Below are 21,842 nucleotides of genomic sequence, written 5' to 3' on the forward strand. Positions count from 1 at the left end.
CCAAAAGAACTTAGATCTGGGGTTATTCCACAAATGCTTTGATACCCCCTAAAGCATGGCGAAAACCTGTTTTCACTTCATCAAAAATCAAAAGAAAACCTTTCTCATCTGCCATTTCACGAAGCCCCTTGAGGTAATTCTCATTTGGTTTTACAATTCCAATGTTTTGTAAAATCGGTTCGAGAATTATACAGGCTACCGGGTATTTTCCAACCACATAAGCTATAGATTCCAGATCATTGAAATTGACTACGTGAATTAGGTCTTTATGGCCTTGTGGAATCCCTGCTGACAAAGAATCATAAGGATACTCTCCCGGTGAAATCCTTGGCCCTACATCATCCAGACTACTCATTACATTTGCCGAGACATCGTTGTGCCAACCATTGTAACCTCCTTGAATAACTATAACATGGTCTTTTTCAGTAACCGCTCTTGAGATTCGAATGGCATGATAAGTAGCTTCTGAACCGGTACAGGTCACTTGAATGCTCTCAACAGTAGGCACACATGCGCAAAACAAGGCCGCCAGCTCCCCTTCGTGGGTAGTAGGCCCAGCCCCCATCAACACCTCAAGGTTATCCATAGATTTATTTACTGCTCTATTGATATCCGGATCATTGTGGCCCAGAAAAGCCGAAGCGAAGCCTGCTTGATAATCGATGTATTCATTCCCATCAATATCCCAAATTCTACTTCCTTTGCCTTTGGTAAAAGCAATATTTGGATTTGATTTACGATTTAAAGAAACGATACCACCAGGGATCCATTTCTCGTTTTTATTAAGTAATGCTTTTGATTTTGGCCATTTGTTCATAAAACGGATTATTTTTTTATCGCTCAATAAACATCAATTATCTATTAAATACCACATTTTACTCCCATTTCGATAAAATCAATTACCCTAGCAGGGAAATACAATTGGATATTATGAAAAACCTTGTTGCCTATCTATTGTTGTCAATTGTTTTAAAGCCCACCATTTCATAAAGTCAACCTAATTATTCCTAAAAATAGAAATCCGGAAAAATAACATACTTTGGGAATTTCAATAAAAATACATCCCTCATTAAATAGAAACAATGTATTGAAAAAGACAGATAAACATTCAATTCGCGTTAGTCATTCTCCTATATTTAAGATTGTAAAAGCAATTATTCGGAAAATAAATGAACCTCTTTAGAACTTTTAACCATTAATTTCGATTAACAACCTATGGCAAATTCTTTTTCGCCAAAGGAAATAATTAACTTCTGAAATTTGAAAACAAGATTTTTATTTTTATTACTTACCCTAATTTCGACCATTCCTTCATATGGACAATTGGTGGTAAAAGGCAAAATTACCGATGCTGAGACAGGAGATCCTATACCCTTTGCATCCGTATTATTGCAAGGTACCAGTACTGGGATTTCCACTGATTTTGAAGGAAATTATTTGTTAGAAAGCAACAATAGGGCCGACAGCTTGGAAGTTACCTATATCGGCTATAATTCAATAACAAAGGCCATTGGTCCAGGTAATGAGCACACGATCAATTTTCAACTTCGCCCTTCAGACTATGAAATGGAGGCCTTTGTGTTTGAGGCAGGTGAAAACCCTGCTTTTGACATCATTAGAAAAGCTGTGGACAAAAGAAAGAGTTTTGACAAAAGAAAACTTGATGCCTACCAAACCAAAAACTACACTAAAATTGAAATTGATATTGACCATGTTTCTGAGGCTTTTACCAAAAGAAAAGCAGTCAAAAAAGTCACCGCAGTTTTGGATTCTATCAAGCAACTGACCAATGATGAAGGAGAAAAGATCTTACCGGTCTTTTTTCTGAAACCCTTTCTTCCTTTTATTTCAGGAATAACCCAGAACTAAAAAAAAGTCGTGGAAAAATCGAAGGTTACAGGTGTTGGTATTACAGATGGCGCCACGGTTTCTCAAATCACCGGCGCTGCATTTCAGGAGTATAATTTTTACAGGAATTGGATAAGCATTTTAGAAAAAGAATTTGTGTCCCCTATTGCTGATGGTTGGCGAGGATTCTATGATTATGATTTGCTAGATTCAACTAAAATAGGAAATGACTCCGTTTATGTTTTACAAGTCTATCCATTAAGAACTCAAGATTTGGCTTTTACAGGCACCATTTGGATCAATAAAAACACCTATGCCTTAAAGCAAGTGGACCTAACTATTCCTAAAGAGGCCAATTTGAATTTTATAGAAAGAATTAAAATTCAGCAAGAGCTAACTCCTACAGACCCCGGGGCGCTAATCCCTTCCAAAACCAGGGTACAAGTAAAAATAGGGCAAATAACTCCTAAAACCGCCGGTCTATTGGCCAAGTTTTACACATCCGTTGATAGTATTGAAACAGGCAATCCTAAACCTACCTCCTTTTTCAATCAGGCCGTTGTCCTTCAACCTGACTTTGACCAAGAAGGAGAAGATTTTTGGAATAAAAATCGTCGAGATCCACTGAGTGAAGAAGAACTGGCTGTATTACAGATGGTAGATACTTTGAAAAAAATACCCGTCATTCGGTTCTATTCAGAAAGCTTGAAATTTCTGGCAAGTGGTTATTTACCTATAGGCAAATTAGATTTAGGACCTTGGCCAGGTTTTTCAATTACAACAATGTTGAGGGGATACGCATTGGTGCAGGATTACGAACAAATTTAAAGTTTAGCGATAAATGGAAAATTGAGGGCTACGCTGCTTATGGCCTTTTGGACGAACGACTAAAATACTCAGGAGCAATTACCAAGATTGTGGATCGAGAAAGGTGGACAACTGTAAAAATCTCTACTCAGAAGGAAATTGATCAGGTGGGTCTGGAAATGGAGAGCTTGGAAGGAAACAGTATTTTCTTGGCTGCCAGCCGTTTTGGAACCTTTAGGAAACCTTTTATTTCCACCAATTACAAACTGGACATAAAGCGAGAATTGTTCAAAGGATTCACCCTTACCGGGGGTATCAAATCAAATCATTTTGATCCTTTGTTTAATTTTTATTATTTAGATGAAGGAGCTTCAGAACTAAAGTCAACATTCAAAACCACAGAAGGTAAAATAGGCCTTCGTTATGGACGAGATGAAACCTTTATTATTAATGACAATGACAGAATATCTCTAGGCCCCGCAAAATGGCCCATTTTCGCCATCAATTACAGCAGAGGCTTTCAATGGCTTAGGGGGGAATATAACTATTCTAGGTTGAAAGTTTCAATTTCTCAAAAACTGAACATGGGTATGTTGGGGATTTCAAGATATGAGGCATCAGCGGGAAAAGTTTATGGAGATGTACCCTATCCTGTACTGGAAAACCACTTGGGCAATGAAACCCTTTTCTATACTTCTGCAGCATTCAACACCATGGACTTTAATGAATTTACATCTGATCAATACTTCAGCTTTCGATACAGACACTTTTTTGAAGGTTTTTTATTGAATAAAATCCCATTGGTCAGGAAATTAAAATGGCGGGCAGTCGCAAATGCCAATCTTTTATTTGGATCGGTAAGTGAAGCAAACCTATCTCGTGTACCTGTAATGGATCCTGATGGCTTTCCTTTACAAACTTTTGGAAGTTTAGACCCTGCCACACCTTTCCTTGAACTGGGCTATGGCGTTGAAAACATATTTAAATTTTTCAGGGTAGACTTCTTTCACAGGATGACCTATCTTGATGATCCTTCTGTCAAACCCTTTGCTGTAAAAGTAAGTGCCCAGATAATCTTTTAAACCTAACAAGGATCCTTCACCTGTATAAGTGGAATAAAACTTGATACAATTCATTGGTGATTATCAACCTATATTATAACCCGGATTATGTATTAAAATTCGTTAACCTTATTGCATCGCTAGGGTGAATTTGCAAAAGCAATGAAGTAGCTGATTTTGGAGTCATTGTAGGTAATGGCTTGACTATTGCATGTTTCGAGTTTCAATAAAAAATTGCTATGAAGATGGACATAAAAAAGCTACTCACTCAACAAAGAGCGTTTTTTAACACGGATCAAACCAAAAATGTAGAATTCAGACTCCGTCAGTTAAAAAGGGTTAAAACCATCTTAAAAGAAAATGAGCATTTGCTTTATGAAGCTATTTATAAAGATTTCAAGAAATCACAATTTGAAACCTACACTACTGAGTTATCCCTTCTTTATCATGAAATCAATCAGTTCATAAAAAACATTAAGAAGTGGAGTAAGCGAAAAAAGGTAGCTACAGGTATGGCTAATTTTCCTGCTAAAAGCTATATCATACCCGAACCTTTAGGAGTAACATTGGTTATTGGGGCTTGGAATTACCCGTACCAGCTTTCATTATTGCCGGCCATAACTTCAATTGCCGCAGGTAATACTGTAATTCTAAAGCCTAGCGAATTGCCTGTCAACACCTCAAAGGTGATGGCTAAACTAATCAATGATAATTTTCCTGAAAATTACTTTCATGTTGTTGAAGGAGGAGTAGAAGAGACTAATCTACTTTTGGAAAATCGGTTTGATAAAATATTTTTTACAGGAAGCATCCCGGTTGGGAAAATTATTTATAAGGCAGCAGCGAAGCACCTCACACCGGTCACTTTAGAACTTGGTGGAAAAAGCCCAACATTTGTACTGGCAGATGCCGACTTAAAAATAACTGCCAAACGAATTGTTTGGTCCAAATTTATAAATGCAGGACAAACCTGCATCAGTCCTGACTATGTATTGGTAGACAAGCATATAGAACAACCATTTTTAGAAGCATTAAAAATGGAAATTGAAGCATCGTTTGAGAACAAGCAAGCGATAGGAGAAAATTATTTGCAAATAATAAATACCAAAAACCATGAGCGACTCAGCAAATTGATTGAAAGTGGGCAGGTCTATTTTGGAGGTAATATCAATCAAGAAGAGCTGTTTATTAGTCCCACTATCCTCCACAACGTATCATTTGCTGATGAGGTAATGAAAGATGAAATTTTTGGTCCAATTTTACCGGTCATCTCATTTGACAATTTGGAAAATACCATAAAAGAAGTAAAAGCAAGACCAAAACCTCTGTCCTGCTACGTTTATTCCAAAAACAAAAAAGCCATTCAACACTTGCTAAAAACACTATCCTTCGGAGGTGGTGCTGTTAATGACAGTGTAATGCACCTTACCAATAGCAAGCTCCCTTTGGAGGTGTTGGATACAGTGGAATAGGCAGCTACCATGGGAAAGCCGGGTTTGACTCATTTACCCATTATAAAAGCATCCTAGATAAACCTTTTTGGTTTGAACCAAACATTAAATACCCTCCCTATTCAAATTGGAAAAAGGCAATCATAAAATGGATGATAGAATAAGCCCTTTGTTAAATGATATTTAAGGCTTGTTCTTTAATTTTTTCCAGTTCGTCTTTCATATTGATCACATGATGTTGAATGGAGGAATCATTTGCTTTAGAACCTATGGTATTGATTTCTCTTCCCATCTCTTGACTAACAAATCCCATTTTTTTCCCTCAGACTTTTGAGATTTCAATACTTCAGCAAAAAGATTTAAATGTGCTTCTAACCTTACGATCTCCTCTGTAATGTCCAATTTCTCAAAATAATAAATGAGTTCTTGTTCAAATCTATTTTTATCAAAATCTTGATCTTTAACCCACTCCGAAAAATTATTTCTAATCTTTTCTATCAGTCGATTTTTCCGAACAGGCACTAAGGCTTTAATACTATGTAAATTATCGGTAATGATATTAAGACTATCTTGAAATTTCTCCATCAGAACGGCCCCTTCATTGATTCTAAATTGATCACAATCTTTTAGGGCTTCATTAAGAACAGGCAAAATCACTTTCCAACCCTCGTTATAATCAGTCTTTTCCACATTGACAGTACTGACTCCGGGAGATTGAAGGGCAAGCTTAAATACATCATCAGTTGTCCCATTTACCATCGCAGCCATTTCAGAGTATTTTTGAAAGTACTTTTGAAAAAGCTCTTCCTGTATTACTATTGGAAGATCGTCTTCTTTTTTAGAGTTGAATTCAATGGATACGTTGACTTTGCCTCTTTCAAGAATTCCAGAAACGGCACTTTTGACTTCCGTTTCTTTTTCTGAAAACTGCTTCGAAGCCCTGAAATTAAGGTCTAAAAACTTGGAATTAAGGGTTTTAACTTCTACTTGAACCGTATAATTGTCGTCCTCATAAACCGCCAGGCCAAAGCCTGTCATGGATTTTATCATTTCAAAAGATTTTGTAGCTAAAAATTATAACCCAAAGTTACATAAAATCTCGTTTTTTCAACCGAATAATTTCGTATTGGCCGAGCCGCATCAAATTTTACATAATAATTTAATAGAACTGTTCTTACGCCGGCGCCATAACTTTGGAGCCAAGGGTTATTGAAATTGTTTAAGGTAATCACAAATGGGGAGCCCTCAGTATTTATTACCTCGGTATTTTGGTCATTGACACGTTCCCAAGGAGCCGAATTTGACCATGAAGAACCTGCATCATAAAATCCTACCAATTGGAAATTGCGGATAAAATTTGAAGTAATGTTCCCCCTTGAGAGGTATGAGAATAAAGGAATTCTTAATTCCGAACTGAAGGTAATGACATTATTCCCCCGAATTTCATCATAATCAAAGCCTCTCAAATCCACAAATTCTGTAAAAAGCAGGTTGGAATTTTCAACACCATCCTCATTTCTTATGGGCGAAACCTCCGGTCTGTTGGTCGGTGGCTGATAGAACTTATTAAACAGCCAATTTTGCATTCCTCCAACCAGGTAGGATTGAGGGTTTCGGCCAAAATAGCTTCCTGCATATATTCTGGTGGCCAAGGTAATATTTTTATGAATTTTTTGGTAGTTCCTTACATCAAGGTAAACATTGCTAAAAGATCTATCACTATGATTTAAGCCTTGGTAATGTAACATACCGATTTTACCCTTGAATCCTTGCTCCATATGCAAGCCTAACTGTCGGGTTTTATCTACCACCACTTCCGCAGTACCACCTGCATAATTGACGTCCAATCGATTTTGCGGACCATCACCTCCCCTAATGATTGAGTCAGGGTTTAAATTAAAATATTGAGTCTTGGCAATAAATGGCGATAAACTTACTCTGGCGCTGGTGGACAAAGGATAAGAAACGCCTACTTCTGTTTTGCTTAGCACATACTTTTGAAAAGTCAAGTCTCCCTCACTTCTCATGATAGATCTACGATCAAACCTACCACTGATGTCAAGTTTGTATTTCCTGTATTCATATTCAAAATACAAGTCACTTCCCGAACGGAAATCAAGTGCGGTTAGTATGCCTCCTTTGATGGCATGGTTGTCCAATAAATCGGTCATTTGCCCACTTAACTTTAATCCAAAGCCCCTCAGCGGATCAATTACAAAAGAGGTATTTAAGCTACTTGTAATGAATTGAGGCACATAGTCTCTTGGCCCTTGAACCCTCTTCACCATATTTTGCTGTCTGAAGGCATCTAAAATATTGCTTCTACGATCTGCTAATCCCGATGGGTCCTCTACAGGTTTTGACGATTGCTGTCCATAAAGGCTAGGAATGGTGTCAAAAGTATAATTGTCTGTATCCAGCCCCCTTCCGTTTCAAACCTTAATCGATCAACATTTATTGCTGTGGACTTTGGATTGACTTGACTGGGGACACTGTCTGTTGCTGTCGAAATACTATCCGGGAGAATTGCTTCTTCCAGCACTTGAGAATCTTCGCCCGACAACAATCCCTCAAGATCCACACCTGCAACACTGGTATCAGCAGGAGTCAACATAACATCCTTATCTTCAGTGCCAGGTATGGGTTCTTCAGCATCTTCTTCCTCCTGTCTCTGGATCCTTCGGTCTGAAATTCTTTTGTTAACTTCCTTGGCCTGTTCCAATTGAACCCGTGGTGTACTTGGAGTAAACTGATCCATATTGGGGAAAGTTTCTAAAACAAGTTTGCTACGGCTACCATCCTTAATGGAATAGGCCCATTTGTTATTTTTTACATCATAATCAAAAGATTCTAAACTATTATTAAAAGCAGAAACTTGACTTGAAACCTTGCTCCCTAAACCCAAGCGCATCAAATTAGTAATACCACTCTGCTCACTTAGATAGAGAATGGTTGCATTGTTCAACTTTTCAGGGTAAAGATTAACATGGTTCAAATTTGTCAATCTGGCTTCTGAAATAGAATCCCCTAAACTAAGTTGAAAAAGGTTGTAATAATCAGGAAAGTTGTGTACATCAATAACTCCTGTAAGCAGACTATCCGCCAGGTCTACTTTATTTGAAGCATAGATTATAGTTGAATCATTGAGATAAATAGGCGTTCTATTATCAAAAACATCATTTGTAATTCTTCTACCCTGCCCTTTCATATTCAGGGTATACACATCAGTATTTCCATTGTTGATGGCAGAAAGCACCATAGTGCGTCCATCCGGAGAAAAGTCCAGATCTAAAATTTGTGTTATATTTCTTAAGAATATTTTATCTTGGCTACTGCCATCTATTGCCCTCATTCTTAAAGTGGTCACCCCTCTCTTAACGTTCCTATCACCAGGTTAAGGGTGTCTCTCCAAGCAATGGTGGGGGTGCTGTAATCGGCTTCTTGTTCAAAAGAGGAATAGCCCCCTTTATAAATCACACTTTCCCTACCGGTGGAAACCTCTCTGATTTTAACTTTAAATTTCCCTTCTACATTCTCTACATATGCCAAGTTTTTGCCATCCGGACTAAAACTTATACCGGTGATTTCACCAAACCTATTTTTGGGAGTTATGTTAATTACATTTTGTTCATTGATATCCTTGAAAGTTTCGAAAACGCCAGAATTTATATCTCTGTAAAACTTGGCCCACTCTGTAGAAAAATCCTTAAATTTTCTTCCAAGTGTATTTGCTATGCTTGTGGCCTCATTTCTATTGATCCTGCTTAGATTCAATATGCTTGAAATATACCTTCTCCCATATTTTTCTACCACATAATTCCAAATGGATTGCCCCACCAATCCGGCTTCTTCGTTTTGAAGTTTAAAAAGTTTCGGGTTATCATTTTCCCTTAAATAATGGCGTACAAAATCATCCATCTCCCTACTCCAACCATAAGCCAAATATTTCGCTGCTCCATCGATAAACCAATCCGGAAAGTTGTTGACTAAATTGGATTGAAAGGCATCTGAAATACTTGATCCGTAAAGCATTTCCTCAATAATTATTTTTGAGGTTTTGTACAACAATTCTTTCTTAAATTCTTCCCACGACCCTACGTATGCGGCTTCAGTTAATAACTTACTAAAGAAGGTCTGTCCATCAACAGTGAAATTATTCGTATTGAGGTTCAAATTACTTTCTAACAACTCCTGTTTGGAATTGTAAATAAAAATCTTTGGCTTCGTGTAGGCTACATAGCCTATGGATTGGGTTAAATCGTCAAATTCACTCTCTAAAAAATCAATGGCCATCCGTGCATTTCTTTGCCCCCCGTCATAATAATACACCTCAAAATTATTGGATGCGAAAAAATACCATTCTTTGTTTTTATGTTGAACTCTATTTTTTCCAAACTTCTCCTTATTAAACTGCGCCAATAGTTCACCACTACCGAGGCTGGAGAAAAGGATGCATATTAGTAGTAAATATTTAAGTCTCATTTAGGTGCCTTAGAATTTTTAGCCAATGTTTTAAATATACTTAAAAAATCTATTTATGTTCACTTCTTTCTCAGGTTCCTCTCCAAAAATTAGGAGATTACACATCTGATTACTTAAATATGGAACTAAAGATACCCCCTTAGCACCAAATCCACCGAATATATAAACGCTTTCCTTGCTCGGATGTTTTCCAAGGACAGGTTTTCTATCTCTTATTCCCGGTCTAACCCCCACCTGATGGTCAAGAATTTCATTCACCTCTCTATCAATTAACTGATGTAACTTATCAAGAATTTCTTTTTTCCCTTTTCAGTTGGACTTAGGTCGACCGCTGCATTATGATAGGTAGACCCAACTTTGCCCACACCTTTACCTAAGTCAATTCTAAACACTCCCCTATTTACGATTTCAGAAGATGTAAAATCTTGTTGAACAGTGAGGATTTCCCCTTTCACAGGTATAAATGGTATCCAGTTAAAAAAAGAGTTTTTTCCTGCTTGGATTCCGTTGGCAAAAATAATTTTCTTCGCCTTGATCCCTTTGTACTCCCAACTTCCATCCCTGTTGAAAATCAAATCTTTTTCCTCCAAAGAAATATTGGTAATCAGCCCTCGGTCTTTAAGCCAAGTCCCATAACTATTCACTAATTTGCGAGTATCGATATACCCTGTAGATTTTAGCAATAACCCTCCGAAAGGATCATTAACACCTTGATTACGAGACTTTGAATAGACTTTATCAATAAAAGCATCATATTGTGGATCCGCACTCTTAGCCAACCATTCATTTTGCTCTTCAAATGAAATAAATGGACGGTAAATGCCTATCGGATGGACAAATTCCTGTCCAAGAAGGGTCTCCATATCTCTGTAAAACGGTTGTATCTCCTTAAATAGTGCATCTGCCTTCCAAGTTTTAACCAAATTTCTTCCGGTTACAGGATTGAAAAGTCCAGCCGCTATTTTTGAACTACTTTTAGGATCTCCATCATCTATTAAATGTACTTTCAGTCCTTTTTGAATAAGTTTATAGGACAAAACTGTACCTGCCAATCCTTGACCTATTAGTAAAAAATCCACTTCCATGCCTAAAATTAAATCATTCTTTGTTATTTTGATGCAGGAATTCAAATCATTTTAAAATGCTGCAAATTAAATCCTTTACCTTCAACCCTTTCTCTGAAAATACTTACATCTTATATGACGAAACTAAAGAGGCACTAATCATCGATCCTGGCTGCTATGAAAAACAGGAAAAAGGAATATTATATGATTTTATTACCGAAGAACAGTTAAAACCGGTAAAAATCATCAACACCCATTGCCATATTGATCATGTTTTGGGCAATGCTTTTATTAAAAAAACGTACAATATTCCCCTGTGGTTTCATGAAAAAGAGGAGCCTATCTTGTTGGCTGTTGGCACTTATGCGCCCAATTATGGCTTTGCGCAATACCAAGAAAGCACGGTAGATCATTTTCTTCAAGAGGGTGAAATCGTTAAATTTGGAAAAACAGAATTGAAGCCAATTTGGGTACCCGGTCATTCACCTGGGCACTTGGTTTTGTACCATGAAGCATCCAAAAATTGTATTGCAGGTGATACATTATTTCAAGGAAGTATTGGCAGAACAGATTTACCCGGAGGAGACCATGAAACCTTAATTCATTCAATTAAAGAAAAACTTTTCTCTTTGCCTGATGAGGTGGTCATTCATCCCGGACATGGCCCTACCACTACTATAGGTTTTGAAAAGTTAAACAATCCCTTTGTGGGAAAAAACGCAAGAAATTGACCATAAAAAAGCACATACCGAACGCCATAACCAGTTTGAATTTACTATCGGGAATGATAGGTATTCATTATGTGATGGTCAATGGCCCTTTTTACGGTTTTTATTTTATCATAGCAGCAGCCATCTTTGATTTTTTCGATGGCTTCGCTGCTAGATTACTGAAAGTTCAAAGCCCTATAGGTAAAGAACTCGATAGCTTGGCTGATTTGGTCACCTTCGGAGTTTTACCTTCCTTTATTCTATTCTTGCTTTTAGAGCCAATAAGCCCTTATGATTGGTTGCCATATGTCGCTTTTCTGATTGGTATACAATCTGCTTTAAGGTTGGCTAAATTTAATTTAGATGACAGGCAGTCTGACAGCTTTATTGGGGTTCCCACCCCGGCCAATGCATTGTTTTTCTCAACCTTACCCCTACTGGGAACTTCTGTGGGTTGGATAGAAAATGGGTTGGAGAATCCATGGGTTCTTACGGCTTTGACACTTATTTTTTCCTTTTTACTTACCGCGGAGCTTCCTTTACTGGCACTTAAATTCAAACACTTTAAATGGAAAGACAACCAATGGCGCTACCTTGTACTAGTTATTTCAGGGATAAGCCTGGTACTATTTGGACTGGCCGGAATTCCAATTGCGGTTCTTTCTTATATTTGTCTGTCTTTGGTCAATAATTTGGTGGACAGTCATGAGAAAAAAAATTAGGTATGTTTTCCTTTTTTTGGCCGGATTAATTGCCGGCTATTCTCCTCTACAAGCACAACAAATGTATAAGTTCCCTGTTTTTGAAGAAGGGGTTTACCATTTGAGCCAAGAGCAAGCAACGAATTGGGAGTTGGGAAGCATAACTGAAATCCGAATTTTAGGACATCCCGGAATGCTCGACCAGAAAATTGACAGCAGTATTTTTTCTTATAAAGAAGTGCCTCAAAAAATTATTGACAATAAACTGTATTTCTTTTTGGAGGGTGCTGACCAAGTGTTAACTGAGAATGGTAAAGCTCTACTAAAAGGCCACGCTTATACTGACACGCTTTATTACCTGCTTCAAACAGGTAGTGCAGGCACAAATATTATCTCACCAATCGATGATACAGAAGAGATCGATGTAAGTAGTGGCACTCCCAAGATGCTTTATCAAATGGTAAGCCATAAAGCTGAGGAGGACAATCTGCTCAGTTCAGGTAGAGATTGGTTTGGTTATCGCACCTTCAATGGTGGCAGTCATATCATTGAAATACCTCACCCACCCACTAAATCAGAAGGGGATGTACTTATGTGGGCGCAAACTATGGCCCAATCCTTAACCGAAAGTACCATCACCTTTGCAACCAACAATCAGGTGATTGGTTCGGCAGATATCCCCTCCATTCCTAATAGCCGGTATGCTATAAAAGGAAGGGAAACAAGCTTTGAAGCAAGCTTTCCAGCAACTGAAGGAAATACCATTCAAGAAATAGTGCTTACCTATTCCTCAACAGATATCAATGGAGCCGGTTATCTTAAAAACATCTTATTGGCATATCCGTTTTCCTCCTCACAGTTAACTGCCGGAGTTTATTATAACCTTGACAGTTCGCCCTATCAAATCGGAACGGCCTTATCTGGAATATGGGATGTTGGAAACTTTTATGAGGTTAAAGAAATAGACATAAGCCAACCAAAAGCCAGCACAGCCAAGAAAATTGCTGTTTTTGACTTAAATAACTCTCCACAAATAGAGGAGCCGGAAAAAGTAAAGTCACGTTCAGAACTCCTTTCAGGAGAGCCTGAGTTGATTATTATAACCAACAACTTGCTATACAACCAAGCAAAAAGGCTTACGGATTTCAAAAATGCCACTGGCATACCTACTGAACTTGTATTAACCACTGATATCTTTGACAGTTTCAGCTATGGTAACCCTGACATTTCCGGCATAAGAAATTTCCTTGCTGATTATTGGCTCAGTGACAAGCGATTAAAAAACGTCTTATTTTTGGAAAAGGAAGTTTTGACTACAAGCACAAACTTGGTGGCAGACCGAATCTCGTCCCGACTTACAGCTCGCGAGTAAGTTTAAATCCACTGACAACTTACGGTTCGGATGATTATTTTGGATTTTTAGATATTGGAGAGGGGATTGGCTTGAAACACAGGAAGGAGACCATACACTAAAAATTGGAATAGGCAGGATTCCCGCTATCAACAGCAGAGAAGCAAAAATAGCCGTAGATAAAATCATCAATTACCAAAGTGGCAACCGGGGCCATTGGAAAAAGAAACTCCTTTTTGTGGCAGATGACGGTGACAATAATATCCACTTGAACGATTCAGAAAAACATACCGCTTTCCTTCATGAGCAGGCGCCCGCATTTGAACTTAGAAAGCTTTACCTAGACAATTTTCAGCAAGAAGAAGCAAACAGTCTGCAAACATCAATTGCAGCCAGAGAGACCTTTGCTGAGGAAATTAAGGATGGTATTTTACTCTTAAATTATATTGGTCATGGAAACGAGCTTAATTTAACAGCCGAAGGGCTATTTAGTGTAAGCGATATTGAAGATTGGCCCTTGACCAACAAATTCCCTGTTATGGTCACTGCAACCTGTGAGTTTGGAAGACATGATAGTCCCTATATTCGTTCCGGGGCAGAAGAGCTTTTGTTGGCTGAACAAAAGGGAGTGATTGCAATGCTTACAACCGGAAGACCTGTATTTAGCAGTATAAATTACGAATTAAACAAAGCATTTCTTGCGGCAGCCTTTGACAGAAATGAGACCATTTCTTTAGGAGAAATATTCAAAGAAACCAAAAACAACAGCCTAAATGGTCCATTGAACCGCAATTTCTCCTTACTTGGTGACCCATCCCTAAAACTGGACATTCCTTTGTACAATGCAGGTACTAAAGAATGGATAGAGGTAGACACCCAACTAATGACTGAGGAGCTTAGCGGTTTAAATAGGCTTAAATACAGTGGCACTATCGAGGATCCATTGACAGGTTCCCTTGTAAGTCAATTTAATGGAACCTATGAAATAACCATTAATGGACCTGGGGAAGAAATAGAAACTTTAGGTGATGAAAGTCCGAAAACCACTTATTTAGCTTATAACCAGTCCTTATTCCGGGGAACGGGAGAAGTTGTTCAAGGCCAATTTTTCGGAGAAGTTTTGCTCCCAACTTTAGAGAATTTTTCCAACAGTGATTTCCGCATCAACGTGTTTGCTGAAGACGAGAACCTCAATAGGGAAGCTTTTGGAAGCACTGAAATCCCTTACCAAATAAAACCTATTGGCCATCTACCTGAGGAAAACGGCCCTGAGATAGCCTTATGGGTGGCAGATAGTCTATTCAGTAAGGCTAGAATTTCCTCTCGCAACACCCCTATTTGGATCCAAATTTCAGATGATTCAGGTATTAATATAATTGATGCAGCTGGCATGACGCTTCAAATAAATAATGGGGAGCCGATTACACTAATTGATCAATATCAAGCAATAAATGGAACTTACACAAAGGGCAGGGTAAAAACCTGGGCTTTCGACTTAAACGAAGGTGTTAACGAATTGCTCATTACAGCCATAGATCAGTTGGGCAATAGCACTCAACTCCGAGAAAAGGTTGAGGTTCTGGGCAGTAAGCATCTAAAAATCGAAAACCTATTGGTTTATCCCAACCCTGCAAGCGACCAAGTTAATTTTGTGGTCACCCATAATCGTTTAGGCGAGACCCTTAGTTTAGAAGTCAGTATATTTTCTTTACAAGGGACTGAAATATTTTCTTATAAAGGACGTTTTCCAAAAGTTGAACGGTCAATAATAGACAGTCAATGGATATTTTTAAACCGTAATTCAAAAAATCTAATAAAAGGAACTTATCTTTACAATTTAAATTTATATTCTGAGGAGGACGCAACTTCAGATATATTAGCAGGTAAAATCATTATTCAATGAAAGCAATTAAAAACAGTCTCCCCATTTTTACTTTTTTGTTGGCCTTCGGCTTCTTTCATGTCGAAACCAAAGCACAAAACTCCGTAGTTCTCTCTAGCCAAGATCCCAACAGGAGGGTGATCATTACGGCAGTCCCATTTTTAAACTTTGCACCTGACAGTAGACATTCAGCGATGGGAGACGTTGGCGTAGCTACTTCTCCTGATGCCAATTCCGCACATTGGAATGCGGGAAAGTTGGCATTTATAGAGGATGACATGGGGTTTTCCCTTTCTTATTCTCCTTGGCTTGGCAGATTAGTACCGGATATGTCTCTCAACTACCTCACCGGATACAAAAAAATTGATGATGTATCAGCTTTCGGTATAGATCTCAGGTACTTCAACATGGGTGACATTGCTTTAACAGACGGTCAAGGAAATTCTTTGGGGGATTTTAGCCCCAGAGACATCGCTATTGGCGGTACTTATTCAAGAAAACTTTCAGATAACTTATCTTTAGGAATCAGTGCTCGGTTTATTCACTCCAATTTATCCGGAAATATAAGCGCGTCAGGTGGCAATGAAAGCCGACCCGGAGTATCAGTGGGAACAGATGTAGGGCTTTACCATACTTCAGAAATTTTAATCTCCGATAAGGAAGGTGTTCTTTCTTGGGGAATAAACCTTTCCAATATTGGACCTAAAATCACCTATAACAGTGCAGACGACCTTGATTACCTGCCCACGAATTTCAGAATCGGTTCAGCACTTACCATCCCAATGGATGAGTTAAATAAAATTACTTTTGCCCTTGACCTAAACAAACTAATGGTACCAAGTCCACCTGTTTACATGGAAGATGAGAATGGACAATTGGTCATAGACCCTAATACCGGTAATCCTCAAATTGAGGCAGGGAAAGACCCGACAAGACCCTTGATAAGCGGTATGTTTGGTTCATTTGTGGATGCACCGGATGGTTTTAGTGAAGAGCTGCAAGAGCTAATGATTTCCTTTGGTACTGAGTATTCTTATGATGACAAATTTGCTCTTAGATTGGGGTATTTTTATGAAAATGCCAGCAAAGGAGGAAGAAGATACTTCACCATGGGAGTTGGCTTCAAATACAATCGTTTGGGCTTTGACTTTTCTTATTTAGTGCCACAAGTTCAAAACCATCCATTGGCCGAAACCCTAAGATTTAGCTTGCAATACAACGTTCAAAAATGAGTATAGACCGAAGTCTTGCACCTCCGTACAGCATTCCTGAAAAAATCCATTTGAATCCCCCCGAAAAAAGGGTAGCCAAATGGTACACCAATATATTACATTCCTTTCCCCAATATAGATGCAATAAAGATTGAGGTTGTCTTTCCAATAAACAATAGTAAAGATAAAAACAGCAAAGCATTGCAGCCGTTTTTTATGCTTTATATGTTATTGGAAGGTACCAAAACCATGAACTCAGAAAAACTAGATGATTTTTTTGATTTTCATGCTTCTGAGGTTGATATAATTTCGGGATATGAAAGGCAAGGATTGAGTTTATTGACGACAAAAAAGCACCTTTTGGAAGTATTGCCTGTATTCAGGTCCTTGTTTACAGAGGCCGTATTTCCGGAAAAAGAACTAAAAAAGAGGAAGTCTCAGAAAAAGTTAAGCATCAGCATAAAAAATGAACAAACCTCTGCACGTGCTAACCAGTTGATTCGAAAAAGTCTTTTTGAAAAAGACCATCCATTTGGCTACCAAGTAACCGAGGAAGATGTTGATGCGATCCAACAAAATGACCTAATAGCGTATTACGAAAAAGATTTTTTATTATCTCCCCAAATATTTCTTACAGGACAGCTTTCTGAAAAGGAACTGAATCAAATAGAATTACTCTTTAGTGATTTACCCCTTTCTCCTAAAACACCTCACTTATTACCAACTGGAGTCGTTCAACCCTCTAAGCTTCTTGAAAAAAAACCTGAAGCCGTACAATCCAGCATAAGGATTGCCAAATGGATGATTCCCAAGTCTCATCCAGACTACCCAGCGTTGTCTGTACTCAACACCCTGTTAGGTGGTTATTTTGGCAGTAGACTGATCAAAAACATTCGAGAAGAGAAAGGTTACACTTATGGCATCAATAGCTTTCTGGGCGAATTAAATGGAAATGAATACTGGATGACAGTGGCCGATGTAAAAGGAGGCTATGGCGAAGTGGTTATTCAAGAGGTTTATAAGGAAATTGAAAGGCTAAAAATGGAGCCTGTTTCGGCTGGTGAACTAGAAATCATAAAAAATTACCTGGCAGGAAGTATTTTGGCCAATTTCAGCAGTCCTTTCGATCAGATGAGTCATTTCCAGCATGTACATTTCCAAGGTCTTAATTTTGATTATTACACCCGCCACCTTGATTATATCAAAAACTTTGACGGCAGCGATATTATGACAATGGCCAAAAGGTACTTCAATGAAAAAGAAATGCTTGAGGTTATAGTTGGAGCGGGATAATTTGGCCCTTTACTTAAAATGTTTAAGTCTCCATTTCTCATACATGGCCGATACATCTATCTTGGCCTTGGTCCAAAGGTAAAAAAACATGTAGCTTAGCCCAAAAGGAAATAATTTTCGGTATAAGGTCAACATCTTTTGAGCCACATCAAAATTAGCAGATGCCGTCGCATGTTTAATTTCATGAATCAACCTTTGCTGAAGGGCCTTTTTTTCTGTTTTGGTTGTTACCATTGTAGCTAATTTTTCACACACTAGGTAGGTGGAAGGCAATAATTGAGACTTCTTGGATCTATACTGCTGCTGAGAAAGTGATTCTTGTAATATTCGTTTATTTACTGTGATATGATCTCCATATACAAAAGAATACTTCGAAGACATCCTTACCAAAATATCAAAATCTTCGTAATTTAGGTTTTCATCATAGCAGCCAATTTCCCTAAAAGCCCCAGCATCCATAACCAAAGTGGGTGAACTGATGGCATACCTTCGAATCAACTCAGCAAAGACATCACCTGAAGCAACCTTTTTACTTGCCTTTCCAAAGGCATCTGTAGGGTAAAAAGTTTGGGTTTCACCATTTGGAAAGTGCTCCAAGGAATTACAAAAATAAACCTTGGCATCGCTTTGATTCAAATGGGAGATGGCAAACTCCAAATGCTTCGGTTCAAAAAATCATCCGCTGCCAAATCCACTATGTATTCTCCTTCAGAATTAGCAAAAGCTTGATTAAAAGCCTTACAGTAATTCATTTTTTTCGTAAAAGAATGTCTTAATCGGAATTTCATTGCAATTCTCTTTTACCCACGATATTATTTTCGATTTAGAATGATCTTTGCTCCCATTGTCAACAATCAATAGCTCTATAGGCCTGTAGGTCTGGCTTACAAGGCTTTCCAAAGCTTGCACAACATATTCCGCCTGATTATAACAAGTGCAAATCACCGTAACAAGGGACTTTTCTTTTGTTTGCATTCCGGCACTAAGGCTTGATTTCTTCATCAGATTAATTCAAATGCCTAAATTAGCAAATGAAAATTGAGAAAATTAATCTAAACAAATAATAATGGAGGATACTTATCGAAGTATTGAAAGGCCTTCACAGGGTATTTATAAAGAAAAAGGCAGCAAATTTCTATCTTTTGCCTACCCTGTAGAAAACGAAGAAGAAATACAAGATTTGGTCCATCAATTAAAGAAGCAATACCATGATGCTCGGCACCATTGCTATGCCTATATCTTGGGAAAAGACATGAAAAACTTTCGCTCTAATGACGATGGAGAACCCAACCACAGTGCAGGAGACCCCATATTGGGTCAGATCAGATCAAATGAATTAACCCAAATTTTAATTGTTGTTGTCAGGTATTTTGGTGGCACCAAATTAGGCGTTGGAGGCCTAATCAGAGCATATAAAACAGCTGCTGCTGATGCAATCTTGTCTGCGGAAATAGTAGAGAAAACGGTTATGGTACCTCTTGAATTTTCTTTTGGCTATCTTTCTATGGATGAGATAATGAGAACTGTCAAAAGGTACAATTTGAAAATCATTTCCCAAGCATTTGATAACAGTTGCAGAATAAAGGTGGCATGCAGGGAAAGTCAAGCAGAAGAGGTAATTGGGGTCCTATCTGAAGTCCCTACCTCCAGCCAAGTCAAGTAGAAAATATTTCATCCAAATATCCTTCTTTGTAAAGTTTAAGGAAAATCTCTAGGCAAGCCCAAGCATCAGTGGCTGCATAAAGCATTTGTTTGGAAGTTAAAACCGGGGCTTCCCAGTTGGACACCTGTTCTGATTTAGATATTCTTATACCCAGTACCATTGCGCTAAGATTGCGTACGCCTACATTCAAGAACCCTACTCGTTTCAACTCTTCATTTAAATCAAAGAAGGCATCAGGTTTGAAGTGGGGAGAAATCTTTTTTAACGCTTTCAAGTCATCCCTTACAGCAGCACCTACCTTCACTATATTGGGGTTTTCCAAAATGGCTTTGGCGCTAGAAGGAAAGCCAAAGTTATTAATCCTTATCAAATAGGCATTATCAGTAGTAGAGAGTTGGAGTAAAGCTACATCATAACTCACTCCTTTTTTGAAGGCAGGTCTGGTCTCAGTATCAAAACCAATTATTTTACTTGACAATAAATCCTTTTCCATTTCTTGAAGACTTTTTCATCTTCAACAAGAATGATATTACCCGTAAAAGCACCTAAATCCAATGCGTTTACTTCTTCTTTGCTTATCTTCAATGGTATCATGCCAAGCTTTCTTCTTTGTTAATTGATTTCATTTCTTTTTCAGAATAGTAGTTGATTCCCCAATTAAAATAGCCAAATAGCAGGGTCATAAATGGGCTAATTATATTGAAAAAACAATAGGGTGCATAAGTCAAAGTGGCCACACCCAAGACAGATGCCTGGGTTGCTCCACAAGTATTCCAAGGGATCAAGACAGAAGTAACCGTAGCACTATCTTCCAGTGTTCTACTTAAGTTTTCCCCTTTCAATCCCCGTTTTCGGTAGATATCTGCATACATCCTTCCCGGTACTAAAATCGCCAAGTATTGATCGGAGGTAGTAATATTAAAAAACAAACCTGTACCAACAGTAGATGCAATTAGGGATCCCACTGAGTTTACTTTACTAATGACTGCTTCGGCAATAACACTTAGCATTCCGGAAACCTCCAAAATCCCACCAAAGGTCATGGCACAAATAATTAACCAGACTGTATACAACATACCGGACATTCCTCCTGTAACCAATAGCTCATTTACAATTTCATTTGAGGTAACAATCATGGTTTCACCATACAGAGAGCGAAAAACAATTACAAATGATTTAAAGCTTATCCCTCCTTCTACATCAGAAATCATAGCCAACTCATGAATAATATCCTGCTGAAAAAGAACTGCAAATACCCCTCCTAATATTGATCCGGTCAATAACACCGGGATGGCAGGAGCTTTCTTAATAATTAGAAAAATCACAACTGCCGGGACCAAAAACAACCATCCGTTGATAGTGAAGGTATTGGATATTACTTGGGAAATATCCTCCACTTGACCTACTACGCCTTCAGGCTTGTTCAAAAGCCCTATCACTCCAAATATTATCAAGGTAATGGTGATGGAAGGTACAGTGGTTTTCGTCATGTGCTTGATATGCGTAAACAAGTCCGTCCCTGCCATGGCAGGGGCAAGATTAGTGGTATCTGATAGTGGAGACATTTTATCACCAAAATAAGCCCCGGAGATAATGGCTCCTCCAATCAGCCCCTCACTGAAACCCAATGCTTTCCCTATGCCTAATAATGCTACGCCGACGGTTGCTACCGTTGTCCAGCTACTGCCCGTTGCAATGGAAACTATTCCACAAACCACACATGCAGCCAATAAGAACACCGTAGGGTTTAAAACTTTTAGCCCATAATAAATCATTGCCGGAACAATCCCACTCAACATCCAGGTGCCGGCCAAAGCACCAATCAACAATAGGATTAAAATAGAAGACATGGCAGAAGAAATACTATTGATTATACCTTTTTCAATTGCTGCCCATTTCACCTTTAGCCTAAAAACCGCAATTAAACCTGCCACTCCACTAGCGAAAATAAGCACCAGTTGATTAGATCCTGACAAGCCATCTGTCCCAAACACTTTGATATTGATTGCTAAAAGAACAATCAAGAAAATTATAGGGAATAATGCCTCCATAATGGTAGGTCTTTTGAAATATCACCCATGAATGTCCCGTATAATCCTCATAAAAATTAAATGCTTTATAAAATCCTTCGAAACAATTTTTCGAAATTTTATCTTATTTACCTCTGTTAGTCAGCCTATCAAGTTAGCGTAAAGTATATTACATTTTATAAAAACCACACTATCTTCTTATTGTTTACTTTAAAACCCCTCCGCAATAGACCTTAATCTAATTTAAAGTTAGGAAAAATTATGCGCTTTTGCCTGCTGAACGGTTCA

The 21,842-nt window shown here is 38.2% G+C and carries 16 protein-coding genes and 4 pseudogenes; 11 read left to right on the forward strand and 9 right to left on the reverse strand.

Annotated features, from left to right (window positions below):
- Positions 1–22 precede the first annotated feature (22 nt).
- Positions 23–817: an aminotransferase class III-fold pyridoxal phosphate-dependent enzyme gene (locus WG932_RS12815; RefSeq protein WP_483088212.1), complete on the reverse strand. Its 795-nt coding sequence runs from the start codon at positions 815–817 to the stop codon at positions 23–25.
- A 443-nt stretch (positions 818–1,260) separates the two neighbouring features.
- Here WG932_RS12815 and WG932_RS12820 point away from each other — a divergent pair, with 443 nt between their 5' ends.
- The 4 genes from WG932_RS12820 (at position 1,261) to WG932_RS12835 (ending at position 5,188) form a co-directional block, all read left to right on the forward strand.
- The gene (locus WG932_RS12820; RefSeq protein ID WP_483088213.1) at positions 1,261–1,869 is read left to right on the forward strand and encodes a carboxypeptidase-like regulatory domain-containing protein; all 609 of its coding nucleotides are present in this window, start codon (positions 1,261–1,263) and stop codon (positions 1,867–1,869) included.
- A gap of 9 nt (positions 1,870–1,878) precedes the next feature.
- Positions 1,879–2,676, forward strand: a complete 798-nt coding sequence (locus WG932_RS12825; protein ID WP_483088214.1) for a DUF5686 family protein — start codon at positions 1,879–1,881, stop codon at positions 2,674–2,676.
- Positions 2,607–3,737 (forward strand): DUF5686 family protein, encoded by a 1,131-nt coding sequence (locus WG932_RS12830; RefSeq protein WP_483088215.1) that lies wholly within the window; start codon positions 2,607–2,609, stop codon positions 3,735–3,737. The genes WG932_RS12825 and WG932_RS12830 overlap by 70 nt, the downstream gene beginning before the upstream one ends.
- A 224-nt stretch (positions 3,738–3,961) precedes the next feature.
- Positions 3,962–5,188: an aldehyde dehydrogenase family protein gene (locus WG932_RS12835; protein WP_483088216.1), complete on the forward strand. Its 1,227-nt coding sequence runs from the start codon at positions 3,962–3,964 to the stop codon at positions 5,186–5,188.
- A 151-nt stretch (positions 5,189–5,339) separates the two neighbouring features.
- Here the strand turns inward: WG932_RS12835 and WG932_RS12840 are convergent.
- The 4 genes and pseudogenes from WG932_RS12840 to WG932_RS12855 all read right to left on the reverse strand — a co-directional run bounded on the left by WG932_RS12840 (position 5,340) and on the right by WG932_RS12855 (position 10,779).
- Positions 5,340–6,217, reverse strand: a pseudogene (locus WG932_RS12840) (YicC/YloC family endoribonuclease).
- A gap of 17 nt (positions 6,218–6,234) precedes the next feature.
- A pseudogene (locus tag WG932_RS12845) lies at positions 6,235–9,649 on the reverse strand (biopolymer transporter Tol).
- Positions 9,650–9,679: 30 nt separating this feature from the next.
- On the reverse strand, positions 9,680–9,907 hold the full coding sequence (locus WG932_RS12850; protein ID WP_483088217.1) for a hypothetical protein: 228 nt from the start codon (positions 9,905–9,907) through the stop codon (positions 9,680–9,682).
- 11 nt (positions 9,908–9,918) lie between these two features.
- Positions 9,919–10,779: an NAD(P)/FAD-dependent oxidoreductase gene (locus WG932_RS12855; protein ID WP_483088218.1), complete on the reverse strand. Its 861-nt coding sequence runs from the start codon at positions 10,777–10,779 to the stop codon at positions 9,919–9,921.
- 11 nt (positions 10,780–10,790) lie between these two features.
- Here WG932_RS12855 and WG932_RS12860 point away from each other — a divergent pair, with 11 nt between their 5' ends.
- The 6 genes and pseudogenes from WG932_RS12860 (at position 10,791) to WG932_RS12885 (ending at position 17,861) form a co-directional block, all read left to right on the forward strand.
- The gene (locus tag WG932_RS12860; RefSeq protein WP_149392591.1) at positions 10,791–11,444 is read left to right on the forward strand and encodes an MBL fold metallo-hydrolase; all 654 of its coding nucleotides are present in this window, start codon (positions 10,791–10,793) and stop codon (positions 11,442–11,444) included.
- On the forward strand, positions 11,441–12,145 hold the full coding sequence (gene pssA, locus WG932_RS12865; RefSeq protein WP_014018560.1) for a CDP-diacylglycerol--serine O-phosphatidyltransferase: 705 nt from the start codon (positions 11,441–11,443) through the stop codon (positions 12,143–12,145). Before WG932_RS12860 ends, pssA begins: the two co-directional genes overlap by 4 nt.
- A gap of 586 nt (positions 12,146–12,731) precedes the next feature.
- Positions 12,732–13,597, forward strand: a pseudogene (locus tag WG932_RS12870) (C25 family cysteine peptidase).
- Positions 13,540–15,378, forward strand: coding sequence for a type IX secretion system sortase PorU (gene porU / locus WG932_RS12875; RefSeq protein ID WP_483088636.1), 1,839 nt, complete (start codon positions 13,540–13,542; stop codon positions 15,376–15,378). Before WG932_RS12870 ends, porU begins: the two are co-directional and overlap by 58 nt.
- The gene (gene porV, locus WG932_RS12880; RefSeq protein WP_014018562.1) at positions 15,375–16,589 is read left to right on the forward strand and encodes a type IX secretion system outer membrane channel protein PorV; all 1,215 of its coding nucleotides are present in this window, start codon (positions 15,375–15,377) and stop codon (positions 16,587–16,589) included. The genes porU and porV overlap by 4 nt, the downstream gene beginning before the upstream one ends.
- A gap of 228 nt (positions 16,590–16,817) precedes the next feature.
- Positions 16,818–17,861, forward strand: coding sequence for a M16 family metallopeptidase (locus WG932_RS12885; RefSeq protein ID WP_483088219.1), 1,044 nt, complete (start codon positions 16,818–16,820; stop codon positions 17,859–17,861).
- Positions 17,862–17,870: 9 nt separating this feature from the next.
- Here WG932_RS12885 and WG932_RS12890 read toward each other — a convergent pair whose 3' ends face one another.
- Together WG932_RS12890 and WG932_RS12895 are read right to left on the reverse strand one after the other, a co-directional pair.
- Positions 17,871–18,518, reverse strand: coding sequence for a hypothetical protein (locus tag WG932_RS12890; protein ID WP_483088220.1), 648 nt, complete (start codon positions 18,516–18,518; stop codon positions 17,871–17,873).
- Positions 18,519–18,599: 81 nt separating this feature from the next.
- Positions 18,600–18,863, reverse strand: coding sequence for a glycosyltransferase family 2 protein (locus tag WG932_RS12895; protein ID WP_483088221.1), 264 nt, complete (start codon positions 18,861–18,863; stop codon positions 18,600–18,602).
- 64 nt (positions 18,864–18,927) lie between these two features.
- Between WG932_RS12895 and WG932_RS12900 the strand changes: the two genes are divergently transcribed.
- Positions 18,928–19,524, forward strand: coding sequence for an IMPACT family protein (locus WG932_RS12900; RefSeq protein ID WP_014018565.1), 597 nt, complete (start codon positions 18,928–18,930; stop codon positions 19,522–19,524).
- On the opposite strand, the pseudogene WG932_RS12905 reads toward WG932_RS12900, so the two are convergent.
- Positions 19,517–20,118, reverse strand: a pseudogene (locus tag WG932_RS12905) (3'-5' exonuclease). The gene WG932_RS12900 and the pseudogene WG932_RS12905 overlap by 8 nt on opposite strands.
- The gene (nhaC, locus tag WG932_RS12910; RefSeq protein WP_483088222.1) at positions 20,115–21,575 is read right to left on the reverse strand and encodes a Na+/H+ antiporter NhaC; all 1,461 of its coding nucleotides are present in this window, start codon (positions 21,573–21,575) and stop codon (positions 20,115–20,117) included. The pseudogene WG932_RS12905 and the gene nhaC overlap by 4 nt, the downstream one beginning before the upstream one ends.
- Positions 21,576–21,842: the final 267 nt, after the last annotated feature.

The organism is Cyclobacterium sp. SOCE241, from assembly GCF_056867545.1.

Coding starts and splice junctions, on each gene's coding strand:
- WG932_RS12885 (WP_483088219.1), top strand. CDS start 16,818: ATGAACTCAGAAAAACTAGATGATTTTTTTGATTTTCATGCTTCTGAG.
- WG932_RS12835 (WP_483088216.1), top strand. CDS start 3,962: ATGGACATAAAAAAGCTACTCACTCAACAAAGAGCGTTTTTTAACACG.
- nhaC (WP_483088222.1), bottom strand. CDS start 21,575: ATGGAGGCATTATTCCCTATAATTTTCTTGATTGTTCTTTTAGCAATC.
- porV (WP_014018562.1), top strand. CDS start 15,375: ATGAAAGCAATTAAAAACAGTCTCCCCATTTTTACTTTTTTGTTGGCC.
- WG932_RS12895 (WP_483088221.1), bottom strand. CDS start 18,863: ATGAAGAAATCAAGCCTTAGTGCCGGAATGCAAACAAAAGAAAAGTCC.
- WG932_RS12900 (WP_014018565.1), top strand. CDS start 18,928: ATGGAGGATACTTATCGAAGTATTGAAAGGCCTTCACAGGGTATTTAT.
- WG932_RS12815 (WP_483088212.1), bottom strand. CDS start 817: ATGAACAAATGGCCAAAATCAAAAGCATTACTTAATAAAAACGAGAAA.
- WG932_RS12860 (WP_149392591.1), top strand. CDS start 10,791: ATGCTGCAAATTAAATCCTTTACCTTCAACCCTTTCTCTGAAAATACT.